Here is a 15,678-nt window from a genome sequence, read left to right as displayed (position 1 = left end):
AAAGTATGAGACGATTTCCGAGGTGTAAGCGGCTTGGGTATTGTTGTAGTGATGCTTAGTGAGTTGAAATGCGCGGGCGTTATTGGCGAATTTTTTGAAATAAGTCGATTCCGGTAAACCTTCTTATATATTCGGCTCGAGTCTGTCGTATGTGTCGAACTGTCTCGATGTGTTGGAATTCTAGTGGTGCAGTTGAATTTAGGTAGTTGTATTTCTTTACCGCGCTTACGCTGTTTAGGTTCGTAAAGTGAGATATGGTTATGTCAAAGTGGGATGTGTCGAGGAGTGGCTTTCCGTCGATTAGAACGCGATATTCTAGGTAGGGGTTTGGGTATTCTTCAAAGTGATACCCCCGCTTCGCCATTTCATAGCCTCTCAGACTTTCTGTTAGATCGGTAATGTCGTCGGTGACGGTGTAGGCGTTTTGGTTTTGTAGTGCTCTTTCGTTCTCTTTTATCAAGGTTGTTGTGTCCTTTATTTTTTTGCGCCTTTGGACATGTCGTGCTCTATTTTTTAATTGTTTGATGGTGAGTGCTTCAGGTCTTAAGATTCCTTTCGGGAGCGAATATTTTTGTCCTGTTGGATTTTTAAAGAAAATGCTCATGAATGGTTTAATTGAAATATGGCCCGAAGGATCCGTCCCGTTAACTGGATCTCCTGCGCAATAGCTATAAGCATTTAACCCGCCTTCCCCAAACGGACTCAGACTGTCCGGACTGTTAAACCGCATCAACACCGGACTGAACCCCCGATACCCATTCCCCAATAAATAATGCCCGGTCACCGGATCCGACCGCTCGCCATTAAATCCAAGCAAACTGAGCAAGCCATTTCCCGCCGGGCGATGGCCGTAGGGTGTATAGGCAAGGGGGTGAGGCCGGTTCGCATCGAGTACATTCAAGGCCGACCGCTGCTGATCGGTCGCCAGCAGGGAAGTATCAACCCCTACACCCTCGCGCCGAAGTTGCGCCAGCAACTGATCGTCGTGCTGGAAAACGCTACGCTGCACCGCGCCCTGTACCTCGGTAGCCAATCGGCTTTTGCAGTAAAAACGCTGAATCCTGGCCTGCTCAAAAGGCGCGCAATCGACCAGACGATCCAGCGGGTCATAGCGGTAGTGGCACAGCACGGTTTCGCGAGGGAAGTCCGGCATCGACTGAGCTCCGTCTGAAGTCCAAAAAACCGACCTCTAGCATCAGCCGTTTTCCAGCGCTTGCCTACTATCAGAACTGTTAGGCATGACCGCCAACCGCTGACAAACTCGACTGCCGATTGACTCCCCCCAAGCCTTGCGGCACCGTTCCGGCAACTTTACTGCCGGGCTCGCAAGCCATGCCTCATATCCTGATTATCGAAGACGAAGCCGCCATCGCCGATACGCTGGTGTTTGCCCTGCAAGGGGAGGGGTTTGACACCACTTGGTTGAGCCTTGGCGCGGCCGCCCTCGAGCACCAGAAACGCACCCCGGCGGACCTGATCATTCTCGATGTGGGCCTGCCGGATATCAGCGGATTCGAGACTTGTAAAAATCTCAGACGTTTCAGCGACGTTCCGGTCATCTTTCTGACAGCCCGGGATGGCGAGATCGACCGGATCGTGGGCCTGGAGATCGGTGCCGACGATTACGTGGTCAAACCCTTCAGCCCCCGCGAGGTGGCGGCCAGGGTCCGGGCGATCCTCAAGCGCGTGGCGCCGCGTCCGGCGGCGGAGTCGAGCACGGCGCTGTTTCAGGTCGATGCCGACCGTGTGCAGATCAACTATCGCGGCACACCGCTGAACCTCACCCGCCACGAATTCCGTCTGCTCAATTGTCTGCTGGAGCAACCCGAGCGGGTCTTCAGCCGCGAACAATTGCTCGATGCCCTGGGCGTTGCCAGCGATGCCGGCTACGAGCGCAGCATCGACAGCCACATCAAGAGCGTGCGCGCCAAGTTGCGCCTGGTCCGGGCCGAGGCGGAGCCGATCCAGACACATCGGGGCCTGGGCTACAGCTACAGCCCGGGGCACAGCTGATGTCGCTGGGGATCCGGATTTTCCTGGTGTATGTGTTGTTTATCGCCTTGACCGGTTATTTCGTGCTCAACACGGTCATGGAGGAAATCCGCCCCGGCGTGCGCCAGTCCACCGAAGAAACCCTGGTGGATACCGCCAACCTGATGGCCGAGATCCTGCGGGACGATTTCAAGGCCGGCACCCTCAACCAGAATCGCTGGCCACAGCTGCTCAGAGCCTACGGCGAGCGCCAGCCGGCGGCGACGATCTGGGGTCTGCCGAAGAACCAGGTCAGCCATCGCATCTACGTCACCGACGCCAAGGGCATGGTGGTGCTCGACTCCAGTGGCGTGGCGGTGGGGCAGGATTATTCGCGCTGGAACGACGTCTACCTGACCCTGCGCGGCCACTACGGCGCCCGTTCGAGCCGCAGCGATCCTGACGATCCTGCGTCTTCGGTGATGCACGTCGGCGCGCCGATCCGCGACAACGGCCGGATCATCGGCGTTGTTACCGTCGCCAAGCCCAACAGTTCCTTGCAGCCTTATGTCGATCGCACCGAGCGGCGGCTGCTGCTCTATGGCGCCGGCTTGGTCGCCCTGGGCTTGTTGCTGGGCGGCTTGCTGTCGTGGTGGCTCAGCGCGGCACTGCGGCGCTTGACGATCTATGCCCAAGCGGTCAGCCAGGGGCGTCGGGTGGAAGTGCCGCATTATCGTGGCGGCGAGTTCGAGCAACTGGCCGGCGCCGTGGAGCACATGCGCACCCAGCTCGAAGGCAAGGCGTACGTCGAGCGTTACGTGCACACGCTCACCCACGAACTCAAAAGCCCGTTGGCGGCGATTCGCGGCGCCGCCGAACTGCTGCAAAGCGACATGCCCGCCGCCCAGCACCAGCGTTTTGTCAGCAACATCGACAACGAAAGTGCGCGCATGCAGCAGTTGATCGAACGCTTGCTCAACCTGGCCCAGGTCGAGCAGCGCCAGGGGCTGGAGGAAGAAGTCGCGGTGCCGTTGGCAGCGTTGATGGCTGAGTTGCTGGAAGCACGCGGCGGCTGGATCGAAAGTCGCCAGTTGACGGTTGAACAGCACATCGCTGCCGACCTGACGCTGACGGGTGAGCCGTTCCTGTTGCGCCAGGCCTTGGGCAATTTGCTGGAGAACGCCCTGGACTTCACCCCCGTCAACGGCCTGCTACGGGTCAGCGCCGAGCGCCGTGGGAACCGCGTGGAGATCCGCCTGTTCAATCAGGCCGCGCCGATTCCCGACTACGCGCTGCCGCGCCTGAGCGAACGCTTCTACTCCCTGCCGCGCCCGGACAGCGGCCGCAAGAGCACCGGCCTGGGGCTCAACTTCGTGGAGGAGGTGGTGCAGTTGCATGGGGGGCAGTTCAGTATTGGCAATGTCGAGGGTGGGGTGGAGGTGGTTTTGCGGTTGCCCTGAAACCGCATTTACTATCTGATTCAGCACCATCCTTTGTGGGAGCGAGCTTGCTCGCGATAGCGGGGTGTCAGTCAGCATAACTGGCACTGACCCACCGCTATCGCGAGCAAGCTCGCTCCCACAGAGGTGCCTGGTTCTGCTTCTCCACACAATCTCCACATTCCCCCCATAAACGCCTCACACAGCCACCCCAGACTCTCCCTCATTCGAACAGGGAGAGCCCCACATGAACCGCAGTCTCGCCATTAAACTGGGCATGATCGCCCTCTTGATTCTCTTGCTGATGATCCCGCTGTTGATGATCAACGGCCTCATCGACGAGCGCCAGGAATTGCGCGACGGTGTGCTGCAGGACATCGCCCGCAGCTCCAGCTACAACCAGCAACTGATCGGACCGATGATCGTGGTGCCGTTTCGCAAGAGCGTGAAGGTCTGGAACACCAACGAGAAGACCGGCGTGCGTTTCCTGGAAACCGTCGAGCGCACGGGCGAGTTGTATTTCTTGCCGGAGCAATTCGAGCTCGACGGCCAGGTCCGCACCGAGACCCGTGCCCGGGGCATCTACGAAGCGCGGATGTTCCACGCCGATAACCGCATTGATGGCCGCTTCAAGGTGCCTGAGCGCTACGGTGTCGCCGCCAAGGACTTTGCCGACTACCGCTTCGACGAACCGTACCTGAGCGTCGGCGTCAGCGATATTCGTGGCATCGAGAATGCGCTGACCCTGACGCTGAACCAGCAGACCGTCGACTTCCTGCCCGGCTCGCGACTCGGCTGGCTCGGGCAGGGCGTGCATGTACCGCTGCCGATGATCACCGCCCAGGGTGGCCCTGAGCTGACCTTCGGTTTTGATCTGCGGCTGCAAGGCACGGGCGAGTTCCAGATTCTGCCGGTGGGCAAATCCACCAAGGTGCACCTGTCGGCGGACTGGCCGCACCCGAGCTTCATCGGCAACTACCTGCCCAGCAATCGTGAGATCAATGAGCAGGGTTTCAGTGCTGACTGGCAGACCTCGTTTTTCTCCACCAACCTGCTGGAGACGTTGCAAGCCTGCGAGCCGAGCGATGGTTGCGAAGCGTTCCGCAGCCGAGCCTTCGGGGTGAGCTTCATCGACCCGGTGGACCAGTACCTCAAGAGCGACCGGGCGATCAAATATGCGCTGCTGTTCATTGCCCTGACGTTCGCCGGCTTCTTCCTCTTCGAAGTGCTCAAGAGCCTGGCAGTGCACCCGGTCCAGTACGCCTTGGTTGGTGTGGCGCTGGCGTTCTTCTACCTGCTGCTGTTGTCGTTGTCGGAGCACATCGGCTTCACCCTGGCGTACCTGGTATCGGCCAGTGCCTGTGTCGTGCTGATCGGGTTTTATGTCTGCCATGTGCTGCGCAGCGTGAGCCACGGCCTGGGGTTCTCGGCGGGGCTGGCGGGTTTGTACGGTTTGCTCTACGGCCTGTTGAGCGCTGAGGACTATGCGCTGCTGATGGGCTCGCTGTTGCTGTTTGGTTTGCTGGGCGTGTTCATGGTGCTGACCCGCAAGCTGGATTGGTATGGGGTTGGGGCGAAGCCGGCGGCTGCGATGAACTTCGAGTTGGGAGAGGTGAAATGAGCCGGTCGTTGGGGTTGCGTGAAGATCAGCGCGAGGGGGAAAAGTTGGTGGCGCTGATTGCTGGGTTGTTTCCTCTGGATCCGGTGCGCTGCCATCGCGGGCAAGCCTTGCTCCCACAGGTTGAGTGGGTCCATGTGGGAGTTAACCTACTCCCACAGGTTGAGTGGGTCCATGTGGGAGTTAACCTACTCCCACGGATTGAGCGAGGTCTATGTGGGAGCAAGGCTTGCCCGCGATAAGGCCGGCTCGGCTAACGCAGAGCTAGATCCTGGGCACCGTCTCAAGCATCGAAGGCCGCAAGCTCACCTCGGCAAACCACGCCGCCAATTGCGGGTTGGCCTCGCGCCATTCCAGATCGGGATGGCGCAGGTCCAGGTAGCCGAGGGCGCAGGCCACGCTGATGGAGGCCACGTCGAAATGGCAGGCCAGTTCGGCAATCGCGTCGGCTTCGAGCAGGCCCAGGGCACGGCGAATCTTGTCCCGTTGCGCATCGAGCCACTCGTCCCAGTGTTTTTCCACAGGACGTAGCGCGGTTTCGTAGCGGATCATCACCGCCGCATCCATGATCCCGTCGGCCAGGGAGGCCAGGGTCAGGCGTCGCCAGCGGGACGCGCCGTCCCGGGGGATCAGCGGGTTGCCGACGTGCTGGTGGTCGAAGTAGTCGAGGATGACGCGGCTGTCATGGATCACCGTCCCGTTGGCCAGGCGCAGGGCCGGGATCTTGCTCAACGGGTTGTCGTGGATCAGCGCCCGGTCCGGCTTGACCGGGGTGAGCTGGCTGAGCTGCAACGCCACGCGGTCTTGCTGGCCGGTTTCGTGCAGCAGCACCAGGACCTTGCGCACGAAGGGTGAGGCGGGGTTGTGGAACAGCGTCATGGTGGGGGTGGGCATGCGGGTATCCTCGATGAACGGCCAGGGGCTTAGCCTAGACAGTTCCAAGGCGACTGGCGAGGGGCCGATTGGCCTGTGGCGTCCAATGTGGGAGCGAGCTTGCTCGCGATAGCGGTGAATCAGCTTGCATTGAAGTTGACTGACGCTCCGCTATCGCGAGCAAGCTCGCTCCCACAGGTTTCGTGCCACGTTGAAATCATCCCCGTTTGAATAAGCCCCAAGCCCCCAGTACCGTCGGTATCCCCAGCCCAACCCAGCTCACCGCATCCCAGCCTCCATCACCGAGCAATGCGCTGAACAACCCCGCCGCGCTAAGCGCACCGATCATCAGGGGAATACCAAACACTTTCCAGAAACTCGACTGCCGAGGCCTCACGAGGCGACCTCCGCGCCGACGGTTGCGCGCTTGGCCGCTTTACGCCGCACCAGCCACAGGTAGACGCCGCTGCCGAGGACAATGATGGTCAGCACATCGAGGGTCGCCCAGAAGATCTGCATCGGCCGGCCACCGTAGTCGCCGAAGTGCAATGGCAGGGACAGGCTCATCATGTCCATGTACCACGGTCGTTCGGCGACGGCGGTGACGTCCAGGGTGGTGGCATCGATCAGCACCGGCGTGAGCAGGTGCGAGGTCAGATGGGTGTCACCCTTCATGAAGACGCTGTAGTGGTGCTCGCTGGAAAACAGCGTGCCGGGGAAGGCGATGAAACTCGGCTCCATGCCCGGCGCGACGCCTTTGGCGATGTCCAGCAACCGGGTGGCCGGCGCCAGTTGGGTCAGTGGCGGGGCGTTGCGGTAGGGTTCGACCATGGCGCTGAGGCTGTCGTTGCGCCACGCGGCGATGAGCAGGTCGGCGCATGCCGCGATGACGCCGGTGACGCCCACGGTCAGCGCCCAGACCAGCGTGACCACGCCGATCAGGTTGTGCAGGTCGAGCCAGCGCAGGCGCGTGGATTTGTCCCGGCGCACCGTGGCGAACTTCAAGCGGCGCATGAACGGCAGGTACAGGACCACCCCGGAGACGATGGCAATCACGAACAGCAACCCCATGAACGCCAACAGCAACTTGCCCGGCAGCCCGGCGAACATGTCCACGTGCAGGCGCAGCATGACCATCATGAAACCTCCGTTGGCCGAGGGCATTTCCAGGGCCTCGCCGGTACGCCCGTCGAGCATGAAGGTGTGGGAGGCGTTGGGTTCGGTCCCTGGTGTTGGCGCCATGATGGTGATGACGCCGTTGGGCTCGTCATCGTCCCAGCCAAAATACTGGACCACTTCTCCCGGGCGATGGGCCTTGGCTTTTTCCACCAGTTGCGCAAGGTCCAGCGGTGGCGTGCCGGCCGGCATTTCCCGAAGCTCGGGGGCGTCGCCCAGCAGGTGTTCGATTTCATGGTGGAAGATCAATGGCAGCCCGGTGATCGCCAGCATCAGCAGGAACACCGTGCAGATCAGGCTGGTCCAGGTGTGGACGAAAGACCAGCGGCGAATGGTTTTGCTTTTCATGAGCGATCCGAATGCAAGAGGGCACGATCTCTGAGACCCGTCAGTCACGCTGCGAAACCTGTGGGAGCGAGCTTGCTCGCGAAAGCGGTGTGCCAGACAACATCAATGTCGACTGTTACGCCGTCTTCGCGAGCAAGCTCGCTCCCACAGGGATTTCATTTGTCTGACGGATCCCAGTTACAGGCGCCCTCAAAAGGTTTACGCAAATGCTAACCGTTTACCATTTGTAATTCACGCTGGCGACGACGTTGCGTTGGTCGCCGTAGTAGCAGTAGAAACCGTCGCAGGTGGACAGGTAGTCCTTGTTGAATAGGTTCTTCGCGTCCACCGCCACCGAGACACCTTTGAGCGAACGGTTCAAACGGCCCAGGTCGTAATGGGCCGAGGCGTCGTACACGGTGTAGGAGCCAACATGGCCCCAGTCGGTGTTGGTGGTGTTGCCATAGGTGTCGCCGACGTAACGCACACCGGCGCCGACCCCGAAGCCGTCCAGCGGGCCGTGGTGCCAGGTGTAGTCCGCCCAGGCGGTGGCCTGGTTGCGCGGTACCTGGGCCATGCGCTTGCCTTTTTCCGCCGAGCCGCCCTTGGTGATTTCGCTGTCGTTGTAGGTGTAGGAACCGATGAGCTTGAGGTTGTCGGTCACATCGCCCGAGGCTTCCAGTTCCAGGCCGCGCACCTGGACTTCACCCACCTGGCGGGTGACGTTGTTTTCGGTCACGGAGTTGTTTTTCTGGGTCAGGTCGAACACCGCGGCGGTCAGCAGGGTCTTGGTGCCAGGCGGTTGATACTTGATACCGGCTTCGTACTGTTCGCCTTCTGTCGGCTTGAACGCTTCGGTGCTGCTGACGGTTGAACCTGCTGCCGCCTGGAACGACTGGGCGAAGGAAATGTAGGGCGTCACACCGTTATCGAAGACGTAGCTCAACGCCGCGTTGCCGCTGAATTTCTTGTCGCGTTGGGTGTTGGTGACGTTGTTCAGGTTGTGGAACTCGGTGCCGGTGTGAATCCAGTCCTCACGACCGCCGAGGGTCAGGCGCCAGTTGTCCAGGGCGATCTGGTCCTGGACGTAAAGGCCGGTCTGGTGGGTCTTCTGGTTATAGTCGTACATGGTGAAGTACTGGACGTTGGAGAAATCCTGTCCGTAGATCGGGTTGTGGATGTTGCTGGTCGGCACGCCAGTTGAACCCCAATCCCAGCGCGAATTGCTGTTGGAGCGCTGGTGATCCAGGCCCAGCAGCAGGGTGTGGCTCAGGGCGCCGGTCTGGAAGTCGGCCTGGAAGTTGTTGTCCACGGCGAACTGGCTGATGTCTTCGTTGATGACGCTGGCGCTGCGCTTGACGTTACCGTCGGCGTCCACGGATTGGTCCGGGCCCGCAGGAAAAAACGCTCCGCCAGCGGAGATACCCTGGGTTTCCAGGTCGCTCTTGGTGTAGCGCAGGTTCTGGCGGAACTGCCAGGTGTCGTTCAGGCGGTGTTCGAACGCATAGCCGAGGGCGTAGTAGGTCCGGTCGTAGAATTCCCAATCCGGGTCGCCGAGGTTCTTGTGGTGGGAGATCTTGCCCGCCGGCGAGGACAGCTTGGTGCCTTGCAGCGGCAGGAATTGCCCGGTGATGCCGGTGTCGTCGCGGGTGTACTGGGACAGGAAGGTCAGGCGCGTGTCGTCGTTGATGTTCCAGGTCAGGCTCGGCGCGAGGTTGTAGCGCTTGTCCGGGATGTGATCGACCTGGGCATTGCTGTCGCGCACGGTGCCGCTGACCCGGTAGAGGAGCTGGCCTTCGTCATCGACTTTGCCGGTGCTGTCGAAGTTGATCTGCTTGTGTTCGTAGCTGCCGGCCTGCAGCTCGACTTCATGGCTGCTTTCGGCCTGCGGGCGGCGGCTGACCATGTCCAGCATGCCGCCGGGTGGCGTCTGGCCGTAGACCGACGAGGCCGGGCCGCGCAGCACGGCGATGCGTTCAAGGTTCCAGGGCTCGATTTTTGGCGTGATGTAGTTGCCCTTGGGCAGCGGCAGGCCATCGAGGAATTGGGTTGGTATGAAACCGCGAACCAGCAGCCAGTCGTTGCGCGAGTCCGAACCGTAGCCGCTGCTCTGTACGCCGGCGGTGTAGCGCAGGGCGTCATTGAGGTTGAGGACAGAACGGTCCTCCATCTGTTGGCGGGTAACCACGGAGACGGAGCGCGGCAGTTCGACGATCGGGGTGTCGGTCTTGGTGCCGGCGGCGGTGCGGGTGGCGACGTAGCCCTCGGTCGGGCCCCAGGCGGTTTCACTGAGACCGGCACCGATCACGCTGGTTTCCGGCAAGGCCATGACGCCTTCCGGCACGGCCACCAGGCTATAGGTACCGGCGCTGCTTTGTTCCAGTTGCAGGCCGGTGCCGCGCAAGGCCGCGCGCAATGCGCCGGTGGCGTCGAACTGGCCCTGGACCGGGGCCGAGGTCTTGCCCGCGGCCAGGGACGGATTCAGGCTCAGCGCGAGACCGGCCTGGCTGGCGATCTGGTTCAGGGTGCTGGCCAGGGGCGCGGCGGGCAGGTTGTAAGTGCGCACGCTCGTGGCTTGTTCGGCGGCCAGCAGCGGGGCGCTGGTCAACGGGACGGCGAAGGCAATGGCGACGGCCAACAGGCTGGGGCGCAACAGGGTGTCTAGCGGGCGGGACATACGGCGGCTCCTGAATGGAAATATTTCTCAATTGCCTGGGTGCCGGATGAAAGTCGAAAAGTGATAGGGCTGGATGAAAATAATTTAGATTCGTTTTGCAGCGGGGCTTTGTGGTGGGGCGAATGGCCTCATCGCGAGCAAGCTCGCTCCCACATTGACCGGGTCGCCCACGAGTCATCCTGTGGGAGCGAGCTTGCTCGCGATGAGGCCATCACTGACACAAAACCATTCAGGGCTTGGCTTCAACCCGTGGCCCCACCACCACCCACCACCGTGTGTGATGCTCGACCTGCACCGGCAAGGTCGGCAGCAGGGCGGCCAGGGCCAGGTCGGTGTCGTGCAGCGGGAAGCTGCCGGTGATGCGCAGATCGGCCACTTGTGGCTCGACGCCGAGGTAGCCGCGCCGGTAACGCCCCAGTTCATGGACCAGGTCTTCGAGGCGAGCGTTGTCCACCACCAGCATGCCGCGGGTCCAGGCATCGGCGCCGGGGCTCAGGGCAACAGTCGGCCCGAGGCCGTCGCGGCGCATCAGCACTTGTTGGCCTTCGCGCAGGATCTGTTCGATGTCCGTGGCCTGGGGATGCGCCGCCACGGCGGATTTCAACACGCTCAGGCGCGTGCCTTCGTCTTCACGCTTGACCAGGAAGCGTGTGCCCAACGCGCGCAGGCGGCCTTCGCGGGTCTCGACGATGAACGGACGTGGGTCGTCGTGGCCGGTTTCTACCAGGATCTCGCCTTCCTGCAGGACGATGCGGCGCTGCTTATCATCGAAACGCACGTCCAGCGCACTGTGGGTGTTGAGGTTGATCAGCGTGCCGTCGGCCAAGTGCAGGGTGCGTTGCTCGCCTGTCGCGGTGCGCTGATCGGCCAGCCAGTAATCCAGCGGCAGGTCACGATCCCCGGCAAACAACGCCAGACCGATGACCGCGACAACACTGGCCAGGCCACTACCCATCTTGCGTATACGCCGGCGAATGCTCACCCGCGATTGCAGCAACGCCGCCCGCGCCGGCCCGTTGGCCACGCTGAAGCGCTGGTCGAGCATGCCCAATTGCCGCCAGGCCCGGGCGTGTTCTTCATCGGCGGCATGCCAGCGGGCGAACGCTTCACGCTCCTGGGTGCTGCTCGCGTCCAAAGACAACTGCCAGGCAATGGCGGCATCCAGCACGCTGGTCGAGACCGGTTTGGCATGGGCCTGGCTCATGTCGGCTCACCGTACAGGGCGATGTAGCACTGCCGGATGCCTTGGGCCAGGTACTGCCGTACCCGCGGCACCGAAACCCCCAGGCGCTTGGCGATCTCGGCGTGGCCGAGGCCGTCGAGGCGGTTATAGAGAAAGGCTGCGCGGGCCTTGCTCGACAGTTTGCCGAGCAGGCGATCGATGGCCTTGAGGTCTTCCAGGATGATTTGCTGTTCTTCCACCGAGGGTTGCTCGGCTTCGGGGATCAGCATCAGTTCGGTGAGGTAAGCCTGCTCCAAGGCCGCGCGACGGAAATAATCGAACAGCAGGCCCTTGGCGATGGCCACCAGAAACGCCCGGGGTTCGCGGGGCGCCTTCAGTTCCTCGCGACCCAGCAAGCGCACGAAGGTGTCCTGGCTCAGGTCCTCGGCCCGGTGCGCGCACGCCACGTTGCGTCGCAGCCATGCCAATAGCCAAGCGCGATGGTCACGGTACAACGCACCAACCAAATCACTATGAGGACTGGGGACTGACGACACGGAGCATCACCGAAGTTTTAAGTAACGAGAATTGTTCGCGATTGTGGCAGAGGCGGGGGCGGGAAAGCAATTGGCGCTGGTCGGGACCTGATCTGTGGGTCCAGATAAGTCTGTGGGCCCAAATAGATCTGTGGGCTCAAAAAGATCTGTGGGAGCAAGGCTTGCCCGCGATTCGGGCGACTCGGTCAGTCTGTCAATCCCAGGCGATACCATCGCGGGCAAGCCTTGCTCCCACAGGTAAACCACCTTCGGAGCAGAGGATTTAGAGCGAAGGCGCCTGCTGCCGTCGTTTCCAGTGGCTCAGGCGTTGTTGCAGGTCCAGCGGGCTGTTGATCTGTTGCTGGCGGGCGCGGCTGAACAGGATCAGCGCCAGTTCCGCCGTAGCCAGGGCGTCGGCGCTGGCGTTGTGACGGTCGAAGACTTGCAGCTTGAACCAGTCGATCCACTCATCCAGGCCCGCCTTGCGCAGATGAGCCTGGGGGCAAAGCATCGGGGCCAGGTCCGCCACGTCGAGGAACGGATGCTGCAGGCGATGACCCAGGTAGTCTTTCAAGGCGCGACCGAGCATGTGGGAATCGAACGGCGCGTGAAAGGCCAGCAGCGGGCTGTCGCCCACGAACTCCATGAACGCCAGCAGCGCCTCGGCCGGGTCGCTGCCGGCGGCGATGGCACTGGGCGCCAGACCATGGATCAACACACTGGGCCCGAGCTTTTGCTGATCGCACTGCAAGGTCCGTTCGAATTGCTGGCTGAAGTCGATGGCGCCGTCTTCGATGACCACCGCGCCGATGGACAGCACCTGGTCCTTGTTCAGGTTCAACCCGGTGGTTTCCAGGTCCAGGACGACCCAGCGTTGTTCCCGCAGGTTGCCTTCACCCAAGGCTGAAGCCGCCGGCAAGCGTTCCAGGCGCTTTTGCATTTCTTCGGGCACCATTGGCTGGGCTGGGCGCAACCAGGAAAAAATGCTCACAACTGATACCTCAACGTCAGGCTGCTTTGCAGGCGTTGGGCCTGGCGCAGGGATTCGCGCAGGATGCGTCGGTCCAGATGGTTGAGGCTGTCGGGGTCGACGCGGTTGGAATAGGGCAGGTTCTCGCGGGTTTGCAATTGGTGTTGCTGCATGCGGGTCTGTTGGATGAAGTGATAGGCCTCTTCATAGGCTGCGCCATCGAGCGGTTCGATCGCTTCCTTGACGACCAGTTGCCGCAAGCGTTCCAAGGTGTTGTTGGCTTCGATGCCATTGGCCAATGCCAGTAGGCGGGCGCCGTCGACGAAGGGCGTCAGGCCCTGCACTTTCAGGTCCAGGGTCGCCTTTTCGCCATTCTTGCGGCTCAGCACGAAATCCCTGAAGCGTCCCACGGGCGGGCGATGACGCAGTGCGTTCTCGGCCAGCATGCGCTGGAACAGGCGATTGTCGGCCACTTGTCCGAGGATCTGCTGGCGCAACTGCTCGCACCCTTGCTCATCGCCCCAGACCACCCGCAGGTCAAAATAAATGCTCGAGGCCAGCAGGTTTTCCGGCGTCGCTTCGCGAATGAATGACGCGAAGCGCCGGGCCCATTCGGCGCGGGACAGGCACAGCTCGGGGTTGCCGGCCATGATGTTGCCCTTGCACAAGGTGAACCCGCACTGGGCCAGGCTCTGGTTGATCTGTTGGGCGATGGGCAGCAGCAGGCCGCGGATCTGCGCGGCATGGGCGGCGTCCCGGGCCTCGAACAAAATGCCATTGTCCTGGTCGGTGTGCAGGGTTTGTTCGCGCCGGCCTTCACTGCCGAAACACAGCCAACTGAACGGCACGCCCGGGTCGCCCTTGTCGGCCAGGGTCAGCTCGATGACGCGGCACACAGTGTGGTCGTTGAGCAGGGTGATGATGTGGGTGATCTGGGTTGACGACGCGCCGTGGGCCAGCATGCGCTCCACCAGTTGACCGATCTCGCCGCGCAGGGCTACGAGGTTTTCCACCCGGGGGGCGTTGCGGATGGTCCGGGCCAGGTGCACCAGGTCGACGCGCTGCAAGGAAAACAGATCGCGCTCCGAAACCACGCCACACAGACGCTGGTCCTTGACCAGGCAGACGTGGGCGATGTGGCGCTCGGTCATGGCGATGGCTGCGTCGAAGGCGCTGTGGTCCGGCGAGAGGAAAAACGGTGCCTGGGTCATGTGTCCTACGATGGCCTGGGAAAAATCCCCGGAACCATCGGCCACCACATGCCGCAGATCGCGCAAGGTGAAAATGCCCACCGGTGCTTTCTGCTCATTCACCACCACGATGCTGCCGACCTGTTGCTCGTGCATCAGCTTCACGGCTTCGCGCAGCGGTGTGTCCGGGCTGCAACTGACCGGGTGGCGCATCGCCAACTCGCCCAGCCGCGTGTTGAGGGAGTACTGGGTGCCCAGGGTTTGCGCGGATTTCTGCTGGACCTGCTGGTTGACCTGGTCGAGCAGGCTGCTGACCCCGCGCAGGGCGAAATCGCGAAACGGGGCGGACAGGGCGAACAGCTTGATGAAGGCCTGCTTGTTCAGTTGCAGGCAGAACGTATCTTCGCCGGCCCGGTGCTCGGTGCGCGTGGCCCGCTCGCCCAGTAGCGCGGCAAGGGGGAAACATTCGCCGGTGGTGATCTCGAAGGTGGTCTCGGTGCCACCCTTGGCCGAATGCGGACGTTCGCCCACCACCCGGCCCTGCTTGACGATGAAGAAGTGTTCCACCGGGCCGTCAGCCGGCTTGATGATGGTGTCGCCCGGGGCGTAGAAACGCAGCAGGCATTGCTCCACCAGATAGGCCAGGTGGGCGTTTTCCATTTGGTTGAACGGGGGAAAACGCTGGAGAAACTGCAGCGTCCCCTGGATGTTTTGCAACACCGCGGTTTTCCCTGCCTGGATGAAGGCGTCCGCTTTTTTCATAACCATTACGCAGTCTTATTCGAATTGTTGTGGTCGGATCTGTTCACCATGGTCGGCCCCTCAGCGCGGGGTGCCCATTGGACGTAAGTCTAGGTCGCTGCACAGGGGCGGACTTACGGAAAAGTCTTACGCCAAGCGTCAGAAAAATCTTCATTGAATGTTCTTGGAAAAAAATCCGACGAAGTGCACATTGAAGCGCCGCAGAACGATGTCTGACCACTGTGCCAGAGGATCGATTTAAAAAAGTAGAGAGCACCATGCCCGACCACGATATTTTGAGTGACGATGAGCGCGAGGCGCTGAGTGCCGTCATGTTGGAACCTGACCTGCCGCCGCAGCGCGTCTTGATCGTTGATGACGACAGGGACGCTCGTGAGCTGTTGTCGGAGATCCTGGCATTGGACGGGATTCACTGCATGACCGCCGCCAGTGGCGAAACGGCACTCAAGATGCTGGAAACCAAGCCATCGATCGGTCTGCTGATCACCGACTTGCGCATGGGCAATGTCGATGGCCTGGAACTGGTCCGCCTGGTGCGCGAGTCTCCGCGGGCGGCGCTGCCGATCATCATCGTGTCAGGCGATGCCGACGTGAAGGACGCCATCGAAGCCATGCACTTGAGCGTGGTGGACTTTTTGCTCAAGCCGATCGATACCGACAAGCTGTTGGGGTTGGTCAAGCATGAGTTGGGGATGGATCTCTAGCCAATCGTCTGTGGGAGCAAGGCTTGCCCGCGATGCAGGCGCCTCGGTTCACCAAGGACCGCGCCGCCTTCATCGCGGGCAAGCCTTGCTCCCACAGATAAATCCCCCCGCCACAATGACTCAAACATCAGCCAGGGTTTGATGATTTTGCAATGAAAAAAGCCCTGATCTTTCGATCAGGGCTTTTTTGTGCCGCGTGTCTCGTCCTGAATAAGGTTTACACCTTCTGACCTATCCTCAGGAGGAACCAATGGATTCAGGAAGAAGGCGTAG

General features: G+C 61.4%; 13 protein-coding genes. 4 read left to right on the top strand and 9 right to left on the bottom strand.

Annotated features, from left to right (window positions below; translation table 11 throughout):
- Positions 1–79: 79 nt before the first annotated feature.
- Complete coding sequence (locus AC3A5O_RS26285; RefSeq protein ID WP_305468706.1) at positions 80–1,153, bottom strand: RHS repeat-associated core domain-containing protein; 1,074 nt, start codon at positions 1,151–1,153, stop codon at positions 80–82.
- A 179-nt stretch (positions 1,154–1,332) separates the two neighbouring features.
- On the opposite strand from AC3A5O_RS26285, the gene creB reads away from it, so the two are divergent.
- The 3 genes from creB (at position 1,333) to creD (ending at position 5,031) form a co-directional block, all read left to right on the top strand.
- The gene (gene creB / locus AC3A5O_RS26280; RefSeq protein ID WP_487753924.1) at positions 1,333–2,013 is read left to right on the top strand and encodes a two-component system response regulator CreB; all 681 of its coding nucleotides are present in this window, start codon (positions 1,333–1,335) and stop codon (positions 2,011–2,013) included.
- Positions 2,013–3,431: a two-component system sensor histidine kinase CreC gene (gene creC, locus AC3A5O_RS26275; protein ID WP_122566639.1), complete on the top strand. Its 1,419-nt coding sequence runs from the start codon at positions 2,013–2,015 to the stop codon at positions 3,429–3,431. Before creB ends, creC begins: the two co-directional genes overlap by 1 nt.
- 226 nt (positions 3,432–3,657) lie before the next feature.
- Positions 3,658–5,031, top strand: a complete 1,374-nt coding sequence (creD, locus tag AC3A5O_RS26270) for a cell envelope integrity protein CreD (RefSeq protein ID WP_487753923.1) — start codon at positions 3,658–3,660, stop codon at positions 5,029–5,031.
- Positions 5,032–5,292: 261 nt separating this feature from the next.
- On the opposite strand, the gene AC3A5O_RS26265 is transcribed toward creD, so the two are convergent.
- The 8 genes from AC3A5O_RS26265 to AC3A5O_RS26230 form a co-directional block, all read right to left on the bottom strand.
- Entirely contained in the window at positions 5,293–5,922 is a 630-nt protein-coding gene (locus AC3A5O_RS26265; RefSeq protein ID WP_305468704.1) for a glutathione S-transferase family protein, read from the bottom strand.
- Between the two features lie 196 nt (positions 5,923–6,118).
- Positions 6,119–6,298, bottom strand: a complete 180-nt coding sequence (locus tag AC3A5O_RS26260) for a hypothetical protein (protein ID WP_305468703.1) — start codon at positions 6,296–6,298, stop codon at positions 6,119–6,121.
- Entirely contained in the window at positions 6,295–7,425 is a 1,131-nt protein-coding gene (locus AC3A5O_RS26255; RefSeq protein ID WP_305468702.1) for a PepSY-associated TM helix domain-containing protein, read from the bottom strand. Before AC3A5O_RS26255 ends, AC3A5O_RS26260 begins: the two co-directional genes overlap by 4 nt.
- A 217-nt stretch (positions 7,426–7,642) precedes the next feature.
- Positions 7,643–10,081, bottom strand: a complete 2,439-nt coding sequence (locus tag AC3A5O_RS26250; RefSeq protein ID WP_305491222.1) for a TonB-dependent siderophore receptor — start codon at positions 10,079–10,081, stop codon at positions 7,643–7,645.
- 229 nt (positions 10,082–10,310) lie between these two features.
- Positions 10,311–11,285: a FecR family protein gene (locus AC3A5O_RS26245; protein ID WP_487753922.1), complete on the bottom strand. Its 975-nt coding sequence runs from the start codon at positions 11,283–11,285 to the stop codon at positions 10,311–10,313.
- Positions 11,282–11,800 carry an RNA polymerase sigma factor gene (locus AC3A5O_RS26240; RefSeq protein ID WP_305468699.1) on the bottom strand — a complete coding sequence of 173 codons (519 nt, stop codon included), beginning with the start codon at positions 11,798–11,800 and terminating at the stop codon, positions 11,282–11,284. Before AC3A5O_RS26240 ends, AC3A5O_RS26245 begins: the two co-directional genes overlap by 4 nt.
- 262 nt (positions 11,801–12,062) lie before the next feature.
- Positions 12,063–12,770 carry a 3'-5' exonuclease gene (locus AC3A5O_RS26235; RefSeq protein WP_122566648.1) on the bottom strand — a complete coding sequence of 236 codons (708 nt, stop codon included), beginning with the start codon at positions 12,768–12,770 and terminating at the stop codon, positions 12,063–12,065.
- The gene (locus tag AC3A5O_RS26230; protein WP_487753921.1) at positions 12,767–14,707 is read right to left on the bottom strand and encodes a putative nucleotidyltransferase substrate binding domain-containing protein; all 1,941 of its coding nucleotides are present in this window, start codon (positions 14,705–14,707) and stop codon (positions 12,767–12,769) included. The genes AC3A5O_RS26235 and AC3A5O_RS26230 overlap by 4 nt, the downstream gene beginning before the upstream one ends.
- A 251-nt stretch (positions 14,708–14,958) precedes the next feature.
- Here AC3A5O_RS26230 and AC3A5O_RS26225 point away from each other — a divergent pair, with 251 nt between their 5' ends.
- Complete coding sequence (locus AC3A5O_RS26225) at positions 14,959–15,405, top strand: response regulator (RefSeq protein ID WP_122566650.1); 447 nt, start codon at positions 14,959–14,961, stop codon at positions 15,403–15,405.
- Positions 15,406–15,678: the final 273 nt, after the last annotated feature.

The organism is Pseudomonas sp. Soil_N_39, from assembly GCF_057655955.1.
Note: the sequence above shows the minus strand (reverse complement) of the source record. Positions and strands in the feature narration are given on the sequence as shown.